Source organism: Chryseobacterium rhizosphaerae (assembly GCF_003385455.1).
GTDB lineage: Bacteria > Bacteroidota > Bacteroidia > Flavobacteriales > Weeksellaceae > Chryseobacterium > Chryseobacterium rhizosphaerae.
Genome location: NZ_QNUF01000033.1, coordinates 18,204 through 34,553, shown reverse-complemented (window position 1 = coordinate 34,553; position 16,350 = coordinate 18,204). Strand labels below are relative to the sequence as shown.

The following is a 16,350-nucleotide window of genomic DNA, read 5'->3' as shown; positions in this document are numbered from 1 at the left end:
TAAACATTTAAATTAGCACTGTGAAATCTGTAAAGATTACATCTGACTGATAAAATAATGAATGTGAACTGATGAAAAATTTGATTTCTGTAGTAGGACCCACCGGAATTGGTAAAACGAGATTGGCTATTGACCTGGCTCAATATTTCAATACAGAGATTATTTCCTGTGATTCCAGACAGTTTTTTAAAGAAATGAAAATAGGGACAGCTTCTCCTTCTGAAGAGGAACTGGCTGAAGCTCCTCATCATTTTATAGGGAATCTTTCCGTGGAAGAATACTATTCTATCGGGCAATATGAAGAAGACGCTTTGCAAAAACTCACTGAACTTTTTAAAGATCATGACACCGTAATTTTAGTTGGCGGTAGTATGATGTATGAAAAAGCCGTGATTGAAGGCTTGAACGATTTACCGGAAGCTGATAATGAAAATCAGGAAAAACTTCAGGCTATAATGGATCAGGAAGGCATAGAAAAACTTCAGGCCATTTTAAAAGAGCTGGATCCGGAATATTTTGAGGTGGTAGATATTCACAATCACCGAAGGCTTCTTCGTGCTATTGATGTGATCTGGCAAACCGGGAAAAAATATTCTGAACATATAGCTGTTTCCCAGGACTCCAGAGATTTTAATGTGATTCGTATTGGAATAGAAGCTCCAAGAGAAGAATTATATGACAGAATCAACCGCAGGGTAGATATAATGATGGAGAAAGGTCTGCTGGATGAGGTGAAAGGTTTGGAAAAGTTCAAAGGTCTGACGGCTTTAAATACGGTAGGCTATGCCGAATTATTTAAATACTTTGACGGGGAATGGGATCTTGATTTTGCTGTTTCTGAGATTAAAAAGAACAGCCGCAGGTATGCTAAACGTCAATTAACCTGGTATAGAAAAGCGGATGATATCCATTATGTACAATTAGGCTATTCTCACCAGGACTTTGAAAATCTCCTTCAATGGATTAATGACAGTTTCAGAAATAAATAATTTTACTATAAGCTTTCAAAATACAGATTTCTACGGAATAACATAGGGTATGTTTAAATTACGAATCCAGTGTGTCATTCCGAAGGAATCAAAATTAATATTTGAGTGTAATTAGTTTTAAATTTCACTTCTTACCAATGTTTATTTATTCATCAGCAAAAAAAATGCGGCCCCATAAGAACCGCACTTAACAATATAATTTAATTTACTACTTCCAACCACCACCTAGCGCTCTGTATAAATCTACAATGCTGCTTAATCTCTGTCTTTTAATGGAAGCCAGATTCAGCTCTGCCTGAAGTGAGTTGCCCTGAGCAGTGATCACTTCAAGATAATTGGCTGAACCTCCTCTATAAAGAAGCTGTGCACTTTTAATTCCGTCTTTTAATGTCGTAGACTGTTCCGTTGCTTTTTGTTCCTGAATTTTTAAATTTTCATTAGAAACCAAAGCATCAGAAACTTCACCCACAGCATTCAATACCGATTGACGGAAAGCCAGAACATTTTTCTCTCTTTGAATTTTGGCTACTTCCAGATCTGTTTTCAGCTGTCTTTTCTGGAAAATAGGTTGTGTAATTCCTCCTAAAACAGATCCGAATAATGATGCCGGAATCTGAAACCAATTATCAAATTTGAATGAATTGACCCCTCCGTTTGCTGTAATCTTTAATGCAGGATACATATTGGCTTGTGCAATTCCTACAAAAGCATTGGACTCCAGTAGAACAAGTTCCTGCTGACGAACATCCGGTCTGCGGCTTACCATAGCGGCCGGAAGTCCTGTTGTAATATCCTGTGGTAAAGAGGTATCAACCATTTCAATCGTTCTGTTTACTTTATTAGGAATTTCTCCTACCAGAATACTTAATGCATTTTCCTGAATAGCAATATTCTGTTCCAATTGAGAAATAAGAAGTTCCGTTGCCTGCTTCTGAGCAGCAGACTGTTGTACTCCTAAAGAAGTTGTATCACCACTTTCCCACATTTTCTGTGTAATCAGTAATGTATTGCTGCTTAATTCCAGATTGGATTTTGCAATGGCCAGTTGTTTATCAAGCATTAAGAGATTATAATATCCCTGGGCAATAGCTGCTACAACCTGGGTCTGGATAGCTTTTGAACCTTCATAAGTTTGCAGATACTGCATTCTTGAAACTTCCTGCTGGTTTTTGATTTTCCCCCAAATATCAGCTTCCCAGGAAAGGTTGAATGCTGCATTGTAATCCTCAATATGGCTCTGTCCTAAAAATACATTTAAGCTTTGCCCGTTCATACTGTTTTTGGATGGTTTAGAAATCTGACCGGTCACTCCAAAACCTACATCAGGATATTGCATATATTTTGCCTGTTTCAATTTTTCCTGTGAAGCAGCAACCTGTTTTAATGCAATTTGAAGATCATAATTATTTTTAATTCCTTTTTCAATTAAGCCTTGTAAGATAGGATCACTGAAAAATTCTTTCCATTCCAGGTTGGCAATACTTGCCGTATCAGCTGTTGCTGTATACTGGAATTTTTCCGGAAGCGGAAGGTCCGGCTCCGTGTATGCCAGTTTTGACACGCACGAAACAGAGCCTAAAGCCAGCGCAAATGTTAATATAATATTTTTTACTCTTTTCATTGTTTTGTTTAATAGGCTTTTAATGGGTACCAAATGGTAAGAGGTATAGGTCTATTTTCCACAGCTTACTCAGATGACTGTTTTTCATGTAGAAAATATTTGACTTCAAAACTTACATGTGTAAAGTTTATAATCTAAAATCACCAAGTGTAAAACCTCTTGTGACTTCTATACCCCTTAAGATTTGTAAATAATTTTTAATGAGCAGCTGTTAAAGCCTGCTCTTGCTGTAGCTTTTTCTGAAGCCTTTTCTTTTTTCTGCTTGGCATTTTTTCATGCAGATATTGGAAAATCACATACATTACCGGGATAATGAAAATTCCGAAAATAACTCCTGTAAGCATTCCTCCTACAGTACTGTAACCAATAGAGTGATTTCCTTTTGCAGAAGCACCCTGTGTCCACACTAATGGAAGCATACCCACGATAAAGGCAAAAGAGGTCATCAAGATGGGTCTTAAACGTAATCTTGAAGCCTGAAGAGCTGATTCAATCAGTGATTTTCCTGCATTTCTTCTCTGAACAGCAAATTCTACGATCAGGATGGCATTTTTAGCCAAAAGCCCTACAAGCATGATGAGTCCTACCTGTACATAAATATTATTATCAATTCCAGCTAATCCTGTGAAGGCAAATACTCCAAATACTCCCGTAGGAATGGTAAGGATAATGGCAAACGGAAGAATATAACTTTCATATTGTGCTGCCAACAGGAAGTATACAAAGAGAATACTTAAAAGGAAGATAAATACTGTTTGTCCGCCTGTTTTAATCTCTTCACGGGTAATTCCTGTCCATTCATAGCCATAGCCTCTAGGAAGGGATTTCTGAGCAACCTCTTCTACCGCTTTAATGGCATCACCGGTACTGTATCCCGGTTTTGGTGTTCCGTTAATCGTTACTGCATTGAAAAGGTTATTTCTTGTTACCGTTTCAGGTCCAAAAGTTCTTTTTAAAGTAACCAATGTCTTAGCAGGAACCATTTCTCCGGATTTATTCTTTACATAAATTCCTTCTAAAGAATTAATGTCCGTACGGTAAGGAATATCTGCCTGTGCCATTACTCTGTAGTATTTACCAAACCTGTTAAAGTCTGAAACAAAGCTACTTCCGTAATAAATCTGCATAGTCTGCATCAATTCGGTGATAGACACTCCAAGCTGATTGGCTTTATCTGCATCTACATCAATAGTATATTGTGGGTTTCCGGCAGCATATGTAGTAAATGCAAATGCAATTTCCGGACGTTTCATCAATTCTCCGATGAATGCCTGTGTGGTGGTTCCCAACTGTTCAAAAGAACTGTTTGTCTTATCCTGAAGCATGAATTCAAAACCGGAAACGTTACCAAAACCTTGTACAGTAGGGAAGTTGAAGAAGAATGCATTGGCATCTTTTACCTGGCTCACCTTTCCTGTCAGTGCTGCAGCAATCTGATCTGGATCTTTCATATCACCACGTTTGTCATAATCTTTAAGTTTAATGAAACCTGCAGAATATGGAGAGGCATTGGCATTACTGATGAAGTTCATTCCGTCTGCTACCCAAAGGTGATTGGTTGCCTTTTCACCGTTAATGATTTTATCGATCTGTGTTGTAGCGTTGTGAGTTCTTTCCAGTGAACTTCCCGGAGGAGTATTTACTGCATATAATACGAATCCCTGGTCTTCTGTCGGAATAAATCCTGAAGGTGCTTTTTTAATCAGGAAAATACTTACCGCTGTAATAAGGACAAGGCCTCCTACTGCTACCCATTTATTTTTAATTAAAAATTTAAGGCTGTAAATATATTTTCTGGTCATATTGTTAAAGCTCACGTTAAATGCATTGAAGAATCTTGCTCCAAAGCCTTTTTTATGACCATGCTCACCATGTTCACCCTGAGGATCATTTAAGAACATGGCACATAAAGCGGGGCTTAATGTTAATGCATTGACTGCAGAAATCAGGATGGCAATTGCCAGAGTGAAGGCAAACTGTCTGTAAAACACCCCTGCCGGTCCCTGCATGAATCCTACCGGAATAAACACGGCACACATTACCAGTGTAATGGAAATAATAGCGCCGGAAATTTCACTCATGGAATTCATGGTAGCTTGCTCCACGGGCATTCCTGTCTGTTCCATTTTGGAATGGACGGCTTCCACTACTACAATGGCGTCATCCACTACAATACCGATGGCTAATACCAACGCAAATAATGTAAGCATATTGATACTGAAACCGAACAATTGCAGGAAGAAAAAGGTTCCGATAATCGCAACCGGTACTGCAATAGCTGGTATAAGTGTAGATCTGAAATCCTGAAGGAAAATATACACCACAATAAATACCAGAATGAAAGCGATCACTAACGTCTCAACAACCTGATGAATAGAAGCATCCAAAAAGTCCTTGGAATTATACATGATAATTGGTTTTACCCCTTTTGGCAGGGTAGTACTCAATACATCAACCTGTTTTTCAATTTCTGTCAGGATCTCATTGGCATTAGAACCTGCAGTTTGTAAAATAGCAAACCCAGCAACCGGTTTTCCGTCTACTCTGTTTGTTGCGGTATAGGTATAAGAACCAAATTCTACTCTTGCAACATCTTTTAATCTCAGGAATGATCCGTCATTATTCGCTTTAATGGCAATACCTTCGTAATCTTCATTTTTGTTCAGCTTTCCTTTATATTTAAGGATATACTCATACGTTTCCTTACTTCCTTGCCCAAGACGACCTGGAGCAGCTTCAAGGTTGTGATCTTTGATTGCTGCAAGAACTTCCTGTGGAGAAAGATTGTTGGCTGCCAGTCTATCTGGTTTCAGCCAGATTCTCATGGAATAATCTCTTGTTCCGAATACCTGTGCCTGTGCTACTCCCGGAATACGTTGTATTTGGGGAATGACGTTGATCTTCAGGTAATTTTGTAAGAAAAGCTCGTCGTATTGTTTCGGATCATCACTGGTAAGTCCCATAAACATAATCATACTGTTTTGAACTTTCTGTGTTGAAATTCCGGCCTGTACTACTTCCTGAGGAAGCTGACTCATTGCTTTTGATACACGGTTCTGTACGTTTACTGCTGCATTATCAGCATCAGCTCCCTGTTTGAAGAAAACGCTCAGTGTCATGGTTCCGTCGTTACTGGAATTGGAGGTCATATAGGTCATGTTCTCAACTCCGTTCACCGCTTCCTCAATTGGGGTTGCTACAGAACGGGCCACTACTTCAGCATTCGCTCCCGGATAAAAAGCCGTTACCTGTACACTTGGAGGTGCAATATCCGGAAAGAGGGCAATCGGTAAATTAAAGAGAGACAAGGCTCCCAATAATAGAAGTATTATGGAGATGACCGTTGAAAGTACCGGTCTTTCTATAAATTGTTTTAACATAAGAAGTTTATTTTTTTAAGTCTTCTGTATTCAGGATATTTATAAAGGTTTTGCTTTTAATAAACTGTCAGAAGAAATAGCTTTTGGTTTGATGGAGGCTCCATCTTTCAGGCTGCCGATTCCGGTGAAGACAATTTTTTCTCCGGGAGAAAGCCCTTCAGAAATAAAATAATACCCCTCTGTTTTTCCGGAGATTTTGATAGGTCTTCCGGTCACTTTCTGGTCTTTTCCCATCACATATACATAGGTTTTATCCTGAATTTCGAAAGTAGATTCCTGTGGAATGACTACGGCATTGGAGATAAACTGCGGCATACGTACTCTTCCGGTGTTTCCTGTTCTTAAAGCTCCGTTAGCATTAGGGAAAACGGCACGTACGCTGATCGCTCCGGTTGTTTTATCAAACTGTCCGTCTACAATACTTAATTTTCCTTTTTGAGGATAGATACTGTTATCTGCAATTACCAGTTCTACCAGAGGCATATTTTTCAGTTTCTCTTCTAAAGTGGCACCGGGATATTTATTTTGAAAAGCAATAAAATCCAGTTCGCTTAAAGAGAAGTAAGCATATATTTCGCTGATATCTGACAATAAAGTCAATGGATTAGGATCTGTTCTGGAGATCAGACTTCCTTTTTTATATGGAATCCTTCCAATATAACCGCTTACCGGTGCGGTAATGGTTGTAAATCCTACATTGATTCTTGCGCTTCCTACTGAAGCTTTAGCCTGTGATGCAGCAGCAACCGCGGCTTCGTAGTTGGCTTTTGCTGTTTTAAGCTGTACATCGGAAACTACTTTTGCAGCAACCAATGGCTGAAGTCTGTCGACTTCTACTTTTGCTTTCTGTATATTAGCATGAGCCACTTGGAGGTTGGCTTGTGCCATATTCATCTGTTCACCATAGCTTCTGGAGTCTATTTTAAATAAAGGCTGTCCGGCTCTTACATAAGATCCCTCTTCTACATAAATTCTATCAAGATATCCATCTACCTGAGATCTGATCTCTACGTTGTTTTTTCCTTCTAAAGCGGTAGGTAGTTCCTGATATGTGGTAGCAGGGGAGGTGATAACGGTATAAACCGGAAGTTCAGGTGCTGGCGGTGCGGCATTAGATCCTTCGGCAGCCTTGGTGCAACTCTGTAAAAGAATTATACTTGAGATAAGTACAATAAACTTTGTTTTTCCAGGTATTTTCATTTTGGGTTTAATTTTTTTAATGAAGTGTTAGATTTAAGTAATATTCCTTGTAATAAATGCTGTTTTTTTTCCTAACAGTGTTAATGATTTGTTCAAAAAAAATTACAGAATTTTTAATGTCCGATAAAGTCGAGTGTTCCCATAATTGAATGTTTTAATGTATATAAATATATAAAGATGTGAGGTGTAATTATGTTAATTTTGCTAACAGTGTTAATGTTTAAAGAAAAAATCATTATTTTTACTCATCGAATGGTATCAAATTTTACATAATAATTTTAGTTTTTAATCAGGTTTAAATGAATTAATTAATTTAACTCAGTGTTAAATTTCCTAACGGTGTTAATTTTTGGTTCAAAAAAAATCTATAAAGATTTAATAAAAGACGAAACTGTTTCGTCTAAAGATGATTTATTCATAGTAGATGGAATATCTGCTGTACGCATCATCATAATGGAAATCATTCCATGAACTGCTGAAAACAGAGCATGAGACATATGACATGCATTATCCGGATTGGATCCGTTTTTCTTGATAATTTCATAGGTACACTCATAGATCATCTCCTGGAATGATGAAAATTCTTTTTTCATCTGGCCTTTTCCACAGCACTGCATTCCTAAACCAAACATAAGCTGGTAATATTCTTTATTTTTAAAAGCAAAATTCCAGTAAGCATCTACAATAGCCACAAGTTGGTCTTCCGGACTATCGTGTTTCTTCTGAGCTTTTAATAATTCTATATGTAAATTGTGGAAGCCATCTAAAGAAATTTCAAATAAGATAGCCTCTTTATTTTCAAAATAATCATATACTACCGGTGCACTATATTCAATAGCGTCTGCTATTTTACGCATGGATAGTGAAGCCCAGCCTTCGGTTTTCGCCAATGTGAAAGCAGCCTGCAAAATATTTGCACGGATGGATTCTTTTTCTCTTTGGCGGCGTTCATGTAGGCCCATGATATTTATTTACTAACAGTGTTAGCAAAACTACAAACTTTTAGACATAACTTCCAAATCTTATTTTGATTTTAACATTTAAGGGATGTTGATAGAAGCAGCTCAAAGCTGTAAGAATGAGAGCTAGAGACCACTTTTTGAATGTAATTTAAAAATCTTATAAAAAATGGATGAAGTGAAAATCAATACAATTGATGATCAAGAGTTTTTAAGAGGTATATGACTTCCGTCCTCTATTAAATAAAAATAAAAATGTCTTATTCGGAACTCAGTTTATTAATAAAAGAAATTTTTATCTTTGTGAACAAAGAAATAAGGTATGAATACTCCCTCAAATATGTTGGCATTAGGAACCAAAGCTCCTTTTTTTGAGCTTCCAAACCCATCAAAAACGAATGAAATACAGTCTTTAGAAGATCTGAAAGGCGAAAAAGGTACATTGGTGATCTTCATGTGTAACCACTGTCCATTTGTTCTTCATGTGATCGATAAGATCAATGAGTTATATGAAGATTATAATGATAAAGGAATTGAATTCATTGCCATTAATGCGAATGATATCGAAAAATATCCGGCTGATTCTCCTGAAAAAATGATTGAATTCCAAATTGAAAGAAATTTTGACTTTCCTTATTTGTTTGATGAAAGCCAGGCAGTAGCGAAAGCTTATGAAGCGGCTTGTACACCGGATTTTTATTTCTTTGATGATAAATTGGATCTTATCTACAGAGGTCAGATGGATGATTCAAGACCTGGAAACAATAAAGATGTAACCGGAGAAGATTTAATTATTGCTTTTGAAAATCTTTTGGCTGGTGAAGCACAGGAAGAAATTCAGAGACCAAGCATGGGATGTAATATTAAATGGAAATAAATAAGTTACTGGTTTTTTAAATGCCGGTTCTTATGTATCATGATATAAAGGCTGTTCTTTTTAAGGACAGCTTTTTTATTTTCTCTCAGATTTCTCAGGGGTATTGTGCTGCTATTATTTTACTCACAGATGTAGTAGGAGCACAATGATAGTATCGTAAATTGTATCACTCTATAACACAGGCATCTGCTAAATCAGCTCAATTTGCGAGAGTTTTTATCTTTGGATTCCTACGGAATGATAAAGTATGTGTGTAAACTAAGCGCAATATTTATCCTTATGATTTTCCATAAACTGAAAATTACTTTAATAGCAATATTTTTAAAAACTGACTTTACTTTTAACCTGATTCTCAACCTTCAGGTCCACATTCACATTATTATGAGAATAGTTTTTAATAAACTCTGAAGGAGTTTTTCCTGTATATTTTTTAAACATCCTGTTGAAATACGTCACATTATTAAATCCACAGCTATAGCTGCATTCCGAAATGGTTTTGTCCTGAGCCATCAAAAGACAGGCTTTATTGATCCTGTACCGGTTTACAAACTCTGTAAAAGTAATCTGAGTTGCTTTTTTAAAGAAATTACAGAAAGCCGGTAAGGTAAGATTCGCGAGTTTGGCTACTTCTTCAATATTAATTTCTTTATCATAATGATGCTCTACATAGGTGAAAATATTTTCCAGTCGGGTTTTATTCTTAGAAATGATGGTGTAGGGCATAATTTCCTTATTTAAAAGCTCATAGTCTTTACATTTAGAAAGTTCAAAAAGAATATCAAGCAGGATTAAATATCTTTTGTAACCTTCGGATTCAAGCATGAGTTTAAGTTTTGGAAGCATTGCTTTTTTTACTTTATGATGAAAATGAATGCCATATTTTGAAAGCTCCAGTAAGTTTTTAATAGATCTGGCTTCTACTTCCTGTTGGGGAAATTGGAGAATTTCCTCTTTGAACTGAAGTACAATTTCTTCATGAGGATCAATGGAATTTAAGCCAAATCCGGAATGAGGAATATTGGATCCTATAAGGACGAGATCTCCATGGGTATAATTACTTTTATGATAGCCTACATGGCGGGTTCCATTCCCGGAAATGACACAGACCAGTTCAATTTCGGGATGATAATGGTATTCCCATTTGAATTCCGAAATAGGGGAGTTATTGTGAATGGTCCGGAATGAGCTTTTCTCATTGGGAATAACTCTTTCAAAAGTAACTTTCATTTAATTAATCATATTTAATCATTAAAAATACTAATTATATTAATATTGTTCAAATATTGGTTTACTGTGTTAAATTATTGTTAACACAAATGCTTCTATCTTAGCCGACAAGAAATGATCTGGATGAAAAATTTCAATATAAAGGCGGTATTATTTTTAAATTATTTTGTTTTCGCAATTCTTTTGAATTCTGTGGGAACAGTTATTCTGCAGGTTCAGCAGAATTTTGGGATTTCAAAATCGTCTGCCAGTATTTTGGAAGGATTTAAAGATCTTCCGATTGCCATTTGTTCGTTCATTCTGGCTTCGTTTCTTCCGAAGATCGGGATCAAAAATTCAATGCTGGCTGCTTTATTTATGGTGAGCTGTATGTGTTTTGTCATGCCTTTTGCCAGTGGTTTTTGGATTTTTAAATTATTGTTTGCTATTGTAGGGGTTTCTTTTGCCCTCATCAAAATATCAGTTTTTACATCTATTGGGCTGGTTACAGAAACAGATAAGGAGCATTCCAGTTTTATGGGATTCCTGGAAGGTTTTTTTATGATTGGAGTACTGGCAGGGAATCTTCTGTTCAGTTTATATATCGATGATCATAATCCCCAATCTACCCATTGGCTCAATGTGTATTGGGTATTGGGAGCACTTTCTACGCTTTCCTTTTTGTTTTTATTCTTTTCAAAACTGAACGAAAAGGAGGTGAAAAGTGAGAAAACAGATCTGCTAGGTGATCTAAAAAACAGTGCAAGTTTATTCAGTTATAAAAAAGTACTGTTCTTTTTACTGTGTGCTTTCCTTTTTGTACTGGTGGAGCAGAGTTTTCAAACATGGACACCTACTTTTTATAAAGAGATCTTAAAGGTGCCTACTTCAATGAGCATTCAGGCGGGAGCTGTTTTGGCCGGGGCTTTTGCTTTGGGAAGGTTTTTATCAGGTTTCTTCTCAAAAAAGTTCAGCTGGATTTATGTTGTTTCATTTTGCGTGATAGGTTTTGCGGTAAGTTTACTTTTGGTATTACCATTAACTCATCATATTCATATTGGTACGGATACCAATTGGTTGAATGCACCACTTGTTGTCTACCTGTTCCCTTTAATGGGTGGATTGCTGGCTCCTATTTATCCCAGTATTAATTCTGTGATTTTGGCTTCAATACCCAAATACTTACACAGTGCCATGTCCGGACTTATTGTTGTGTTTTCAGCAATTGGAGGAACTATAGGCTCAATTATTACCGGTTTTGTATTTCAGGAATTTAGTGGACAGCAGGCATTTTATCTTTCATTAATTCCACTTTCACTCCTGATCACTTCCGCTATTTTCATGAATAAATTAAAAATAAATCCTAAAAAATAAAAATGAGTAATCAACTTTATATCAACGAAATTCAGACTCTTTTTGATGATGTACAGAAATCTGAGATTTTTGAAGATCAAAAAATGATGACCGATGCGGTTCCATTATCCCCGATCACTGAAATCAATAAAAAGTATGAAGAAGCCAAAAAAACAGAAGGTTTTGTGCTGAAAGATTTTGTGATGACCCATTTTGATTTTTTAGGGGCAAAAATCTTGGTTCAGAGAGACCATCACCTTCCTATTGAGGAGCATATCGAAAAATTATGGGACGAACTGACCCGTACGGCTTATGAAGAAAAAGGAACCCTTTTGAAATTACCGAAACCTTATATTGTTCCCGGAGGACGTTTTAATGAGTTTTTCTATTGGGACAGCTATTTTATCATGCTTGGATTACAGGTTTCCGGAAGACTGGAAATGATGGAGAATATTGTGGAAAACTGTGCTTATCTGATCCAGCATGTCGGTTTTGTTCCGAATGCCAGCAGAACTCATTTTTTAAGCCGTTCACAGCCTCCGTATTTTTCGCTGATGCTGGATCTCCTTTTTGAAACTACCGGGAATAATGAAATCTATATACAATATCATACGACTTTAGAAAGGGAATATGCTTTCTGGATGAATGGTGAAGAAGGGCTTGAGAATGGTTCATGCATAAAAAGAGTGGTGAAAACCAAAGATGGTGATATTTTAAACCGTTATTATGATGCCGAAAATATACCACGTCCTGAAAGTTACCTGATAGATATTGAGGATCATGAAAATGCTCCTGAGGATGAATTTTACAGAAATATAAGAAGCGCCTGTGAATCCGGCTGGGATTTTTCCAGCAGATGGTTTGCCGACGGAGAACATATACAGACCATAGAAACGCTGAACCTTGCGCAAGTAGATCTGAATTGCCTGTTATGGCATTTGGAGACCACACTGGCAACATCTTCAGCACTTCAGAATCTAAAGGAAAAGGAAAATTATTTTACTGAAAGAGCAGCAAAGCGAAGACAGATGATCAATAAATACTTCTGGGATGAAAAAGCGAAGACGTATAAGGATTATCATACTAAAAAAAACACAAAAACACCGTCTGAGCATATTGCTGCTCTTTACCCTTTATTTCTGGGATTGGCAGATCAGGAACAGGCTGAAGGAGTAGCCGGAATTATTGCTGAAAAGTTCCTGTACCAGGGAGGATTGGTTACCACAACAAAAAAATCAGGGCAGCAATGGGATTTACCCAATGCATGGGCTCCTTATCAGTGGCTGGGTTTTAAATCTATGAAAAATTATGGGTTTAATGAGCTGGCAGAAAAAATAAAAAATAACTGGTGTTTGAATGTAGAAAGAGTCTACAACAATACCGGAAAACTTATGGAAAAATACAATGCATTAGATACAGAAACAATTGCAGGCGGAGGGGAATACCCCAATCAGGATGGATTCGGTTGGACCAATGGAGTGTATTTAAAATTACAACAAAACTGAAACTAACAACAAAAAAATAGGGCTATGAAAAATAAATCAATCTTTTTAATTGCCGCCACAGCTACATTGTATTTCAATAATGTGTATGCTCAGGAAACACCGCAAGATTCTGCGAAAGTTTCTTCTATCGATCAGATCGTTATTACGGGAAATTCTAATCCAAAGAAAAAAATAGAATCCAGTACTGCGATTTCTACTTTCAGTGCTAAGGAAATTCAAAAACAAAATCCTATCAGTGCTGCTGCTTTGCTGCAAAGAGTTCCCGGGTTTGCGGTAGAAACTTCCGGAGGGGAGGTAGGTAACAACCTTTTTGCAAGAGGAATTCCTTCTGCAGGAGCTTACGAATTTGTACAGGTACAGGAGGATGGTCTTCCGGTTTTTGAAGATGGAGCGCTCCAGTTTGCCAATGCAGATAATTTTTTTCGTGTAGATAATACAGTAGGCCGCCTGGAGGCTTTAAGAGGAGGATCGGGTTCTATTTATGCCAATAATTCTCCCGGTGGATTAATCAATTTTATTACTAAAGAAGGAACTAACGACTTTAAGGGAACGGCAAAAATTGAAACCAGTACTTATGGATTAATGCGTACCGACCTCAATGTAGGAGGAGCATTGGTAAAAGATCAGTTGTTCTTCAATATAGGAGGTTTCTACAGAACGGATGACGGAATCAGAAAAACAGGTTTCAAAGCCAATAATGGAGGTCAGATCAGAATGAATCTGAAATATGTCTTTGATAAAGGATATGTGAAAGTATATTATAAAAAACTGGACGACAGAAATACATTTTATCTTCCAATTCCTCTGATTCAGGACGGAAATAACTTAAAAGAATTCCCTGGCTTTGATCCTAACTACGGCACGTATAGCTATAGAGCGATCAGTCAGTTGAATATCCCTCAGGCCGGAGGAGGATTTTTTAATAGAAATCTGGAAGATGGAATTCACCCGAAAGTGGATGTAGTAGGGGCTGAATTCAAATATGATCTGGGAAATAATTTCAGTGTTTTAAATAAGACCAGATATACCAATATCAATATGAATTATACAGGGATTTTCCCTGCTGGGGCTCCGAAATTGGCTTCTAATTTTGCTAAGGACGATCCAAAAGATGGTGGATTAGGAATGAGTAATTATCAGTATTCTCTTGTAAGTAATGGGACTGCTGTAAATCCCCAATATGTTCAAAAATTAGGATTCTGGGCCATTGACAAGCAGATGAATAATTTTGTAAATGACTTACAGCTTAATTATAAATTTGATAAAGGAAATGTAACAGCAGGGTTTTATAAGTCGAGCTGGAAGTCCCATCAGTATTGGAACTGGAGTAATATTTTGACTACAGCTACAGATAGACCTCAATTGTTGAACTTGGTAAACCCTTCACTTAATCCTTCAGATGTAGGATATTCAAAAACATATAACGGTGTAATGGATATGTCTTTCTTAATTAGAGATTCTCAAATTCAGGGAAGCTTGAATGATCTCTATCTGAACCTGGATTATAATATTACGGATGCTTGGAGTTTCAATGGAGGCATGCGTTATAGCCGCGACTTTTATAAAGGATATGGGGTAAATACAACCACTGCGAATCTAAATAATTCCGGTTTGACGGTAGATGGGACAAATGGTTTTAGTACTACAACGGCAGATGATAATATGGCAGTGCTGGGTAATAAATATACCTACTGGTACTACGATGTCAATAAGGTTTCTTATACTTTGGCTTCCAATTATAAGATCAACAGAGAAAATGCTGTGTATGCCCGTTTTTCTAACGGTTTCAGATCTCCAAATGAAGAAGCATATTACAATAATATGTCAGATTTAAGCCAAATTAAGCCCGTACAGACCAATCAGTTGGAAGTGGGATACAAATACTATTCGCGTACCTTTGATATTGCTGTGATTCCTTTTTATTCGACTCTTAAAAACCTTTCATTTACAGATGTATTCTCCGACGGAACTTCTGAAAATAAATTTGCTAATACAACCAATTTTGGGGTAGAAATTGAAGGATATACAAGACTGTTCAATAATATCCTTGAGGTAGCCTTTAATGGAACGATTCAAAATCCAAAATATAAAGATTTTACTGGAAGAAATAAAGATGGATCTACCTTTGACTATGATGGTAATTTGGTAAGAAGAATTCCTAAGTTCTATTTCAATATTTCTCCGGCAGTCAATATTACGAAAGAATGGAGAGCGTATGTTAGTATGAATTATTATGGTAAACGTTATCAGAATGAAGGAAATACGGATGATAATATTTTACCGTCATTTACAGAATTTGGTGCAGGAATGTCTTACCAGCTAGGGAAAATTCGTTTTGCTGTAGATGGGACCAATATTTTTAACACTATTGGAATTACCGAAGGAGATCCAAGATCTCAAACAGTTACAGGTACAAATATAAGAATGGCCCGACCTATTATGGGTGCAGCAGCCAGAGCATCCGTTACTTTAGATTTTTAAACTCTATTTCTTTATAACAAGAAACCGTCAGGATTTTCCTGGCGGTTTCTATTTTTATAAGCTTTCACAGATGGGCGGATGTTTGTACTCGCTGACTTGGTCTTATATCCCGTTTATTTAAAAAATGGATTATACTGTTTTTCAAAACCGATTGAGGTAGGATTTCCATGGCCTGAAAATACCTGAGTGTCACCGTCCAGTACGAAAAGTTTCTTGGTGATACCTTCAATCAGCTGTTCATAATTTCCTTTATATAAATCTGTTCTCCCAATGCTACCTTCAAAAAGTACATCACCTGAAATCATGAACTTCTGATTTTCATTGTGATACACTACACTTCCAGGAGAATGCCCTGGAACATGATAGATCTTAAACTTTTCTCCATCAAGATCCAGCTCGTCACCTTCTTTTATATAATTTACCTCTACTTTTACAGGATCTATAGTCATTCCGAATCTTAGTCCGCTGGCCTGAAGCATATCCAGTATCTCCTGGTCTTCATGATGCATATGGACAGGTACTTTAAATTTGTCAAAAGCCCACTGCAGTCCTAAAACATGATCAATATGAGCATGTGTCAGAAGTATTTTCTGAATATGTAATCCATTTTCCGTGATGAAATTGTCAATAGCCTGAGTTTCCTGTGCACTCATATTACCCGGATCAATAAGCCATGCATTTTTATTTTCGTTGTAGATGATATATGTATTTTCGCTCGCAAAATTGAAAACGAAACCTTGAATCTGAAGCATATCTGAATATTTTTATTTCAAAAATAC

The 16,350-nt window shown here is 36.8% G+C and carries 11 protein-coding genes; 5 read left to right on the top strand and 6 right to left on the bottom strand.

What is annotated here, in order from left to right; all coding sequences use genetic code 11:
- Window positions 1-71: 71 nt before the first annotated feature.
- Entirely contained in the window at window positions 72-989 is a 918-nt protein-coding gene (miaA, locus tag DRF57_RS20605) for a tRNA (adenosine(37)-N6)-dimethylallyltransferase MiaA (RefSeq protein WP_047490282.1), read from the top strand.
- 208 nt (window positions 990-1,197) lie between these two features.
- Here miaA and DRF57_RS20600 read toward each other — a convergent pair whose 3' ends face one another.
- From DRF57_RS20600 to DRF57_RS20585, 4 genes are all read right to left on the bottom strand, one after another.
- Complete coding sequence (locus tag DRF57_RS20600) at window positions 1,198-2,610, bottom strand: efflux transporter outer membrane subunit (RefSeq protein WP_115920584.1); 1,413 nt, start codon at window positions 2,608-2,610, stop codon at window positions 1,198-1,200.
- 197 nt (window positions 2,611-2,807) lie between these two features.
- The gene (locus DRF57_RS20595; protein ID WP_084085442.1) at window positions 2,808-5,990 is read right to left on the bottom strand and encodes an efflux RND transporter permease subunit; all 3,183 of its coding nucleotides are present in this window, start codon (window positions 5,988-5,990) and stop codon (window positions 2,808-2,810) included.
- Window positions 5,991-6,029: 39 nt separating this feature from the next.
- A complete protein-coding gene (locus DRF57_RS20590) occupies window positions 6,030-7,190 on the bottom strand; it encodes an efflux RND transporter periplasmic adaptor subunit (protein WP_047490292.1) in 1,161 nt (386 codons plus the stop codon).
- Between the two features lie 365 nt (window positions 7,191-7,555).
- Window positions 7,556-8,152, bottom strand: a complete 597-nt coding sequence (locus tag DRF57_RS20585) for a TetR/AcrR family transcriptional regulator (protein ID WP_047490295.1) — start codon at window positions 8,150-8,152, stop codon at window positions 7,556-7,558.
- A gap of 319 nt (window positions 8,153-8,471) precedes the next feature.
- Between DRF57_RS20585 and DRF57_RS20580 the strand changes: the two genes are divergently transcribed.
- Window positions 8,472-9,026, top strand: coding sequence for a thioredoxin family protein (locus DRF57_RS20580; RefSeq protein WP_047490298.1), 555 nt, complete (start codon window positions 8,472-8,474; stop codon window positions 9,024-9,026).
- Window positions 9,027-9,347: 321 nt separating this feature from the next.
- On the opposite strand, the gene DRF57_RS20575 is transcribed toward DRF57_RS20580, so the two are convergent.
- Window positions 9,348-10,253 (bottom strand): AraC family transcriptional regulator, encoded by a 906-nt coding sequence (locus DRF57_RS20575; RefSeq protein WP_115920582.1) that lies wholly within the window; start codon window positions 10,251-10,253, stop codon window positions 9,348-9,350.
- A 123-nt stretch (window positions 10,254-10,376) separates the two neighbouring features.
- On the opposite strand from DRF57_RS20575, the gene DRF57_RS20570 reads away from it, so the two are divergent.
- From DRF57_RS20570 to DRF57_RS20560, 3 genes are read left to right on the top strand one after another with little or no spacing between them, the layout of a single operon-like run.
- The gene (locus DRF57_RS20570) at window positions 10,377-11,606 is read left to right on the top strand and encodes an MFS transporter (RefSeq protein ID WP_047490465.1); all 1,230 of its coding nucleotides are present in this window, start codon (window positions 10,377-10,379) and stop codon (window positions 11,604-11,606) included.
- Window positions 11,607-11,608: 2 nt separating this feature from the next.
- Window positions 11,609-13,090, top strand: a complete 1,482-nt coding sequence (locus tag DRF57_RS20565) for a trehalase family glycosidase (protein WP_115920580.1) — start codon at window positions 11,609-11,611, stop codon at window positions 13,088-13,090.
- Window positions 13,091-13,114: 24 nt separating this feature from the next.
- Window positions 13,115-15,571: a TonB-dependent receptor gene (locus tag DRF57_RS20560; protein WP_115920578.1), complete on the top strand. Its 2,457-nt coding sequence runs from the start codon at window positions 13,115-13,117 to the stop codon at window positions 15,569-15,571.
- 113 nt (window positions 15,572-15,684) lie between these two features.
- Here DRF57_RS20560 and DRF57_RS20555 read toward each other — a convergent pair whose 3' ends face one another.
- Window positions 15,685-16,323 carry an MBL fold metallo-hydrolase gene (locus tag DRF57_RS20555; protein ID WP_115920576.1) on the bottom strand — a complete coding sequence of 213 codons (639 nt, stop codon included), beginning with the start codon at window positions 16,321-16,323 and terminating at the stop codon, window positions 15,685-15,687.
- Window positions 16,324-16,350: the final 27 nt, after the last annotated feature.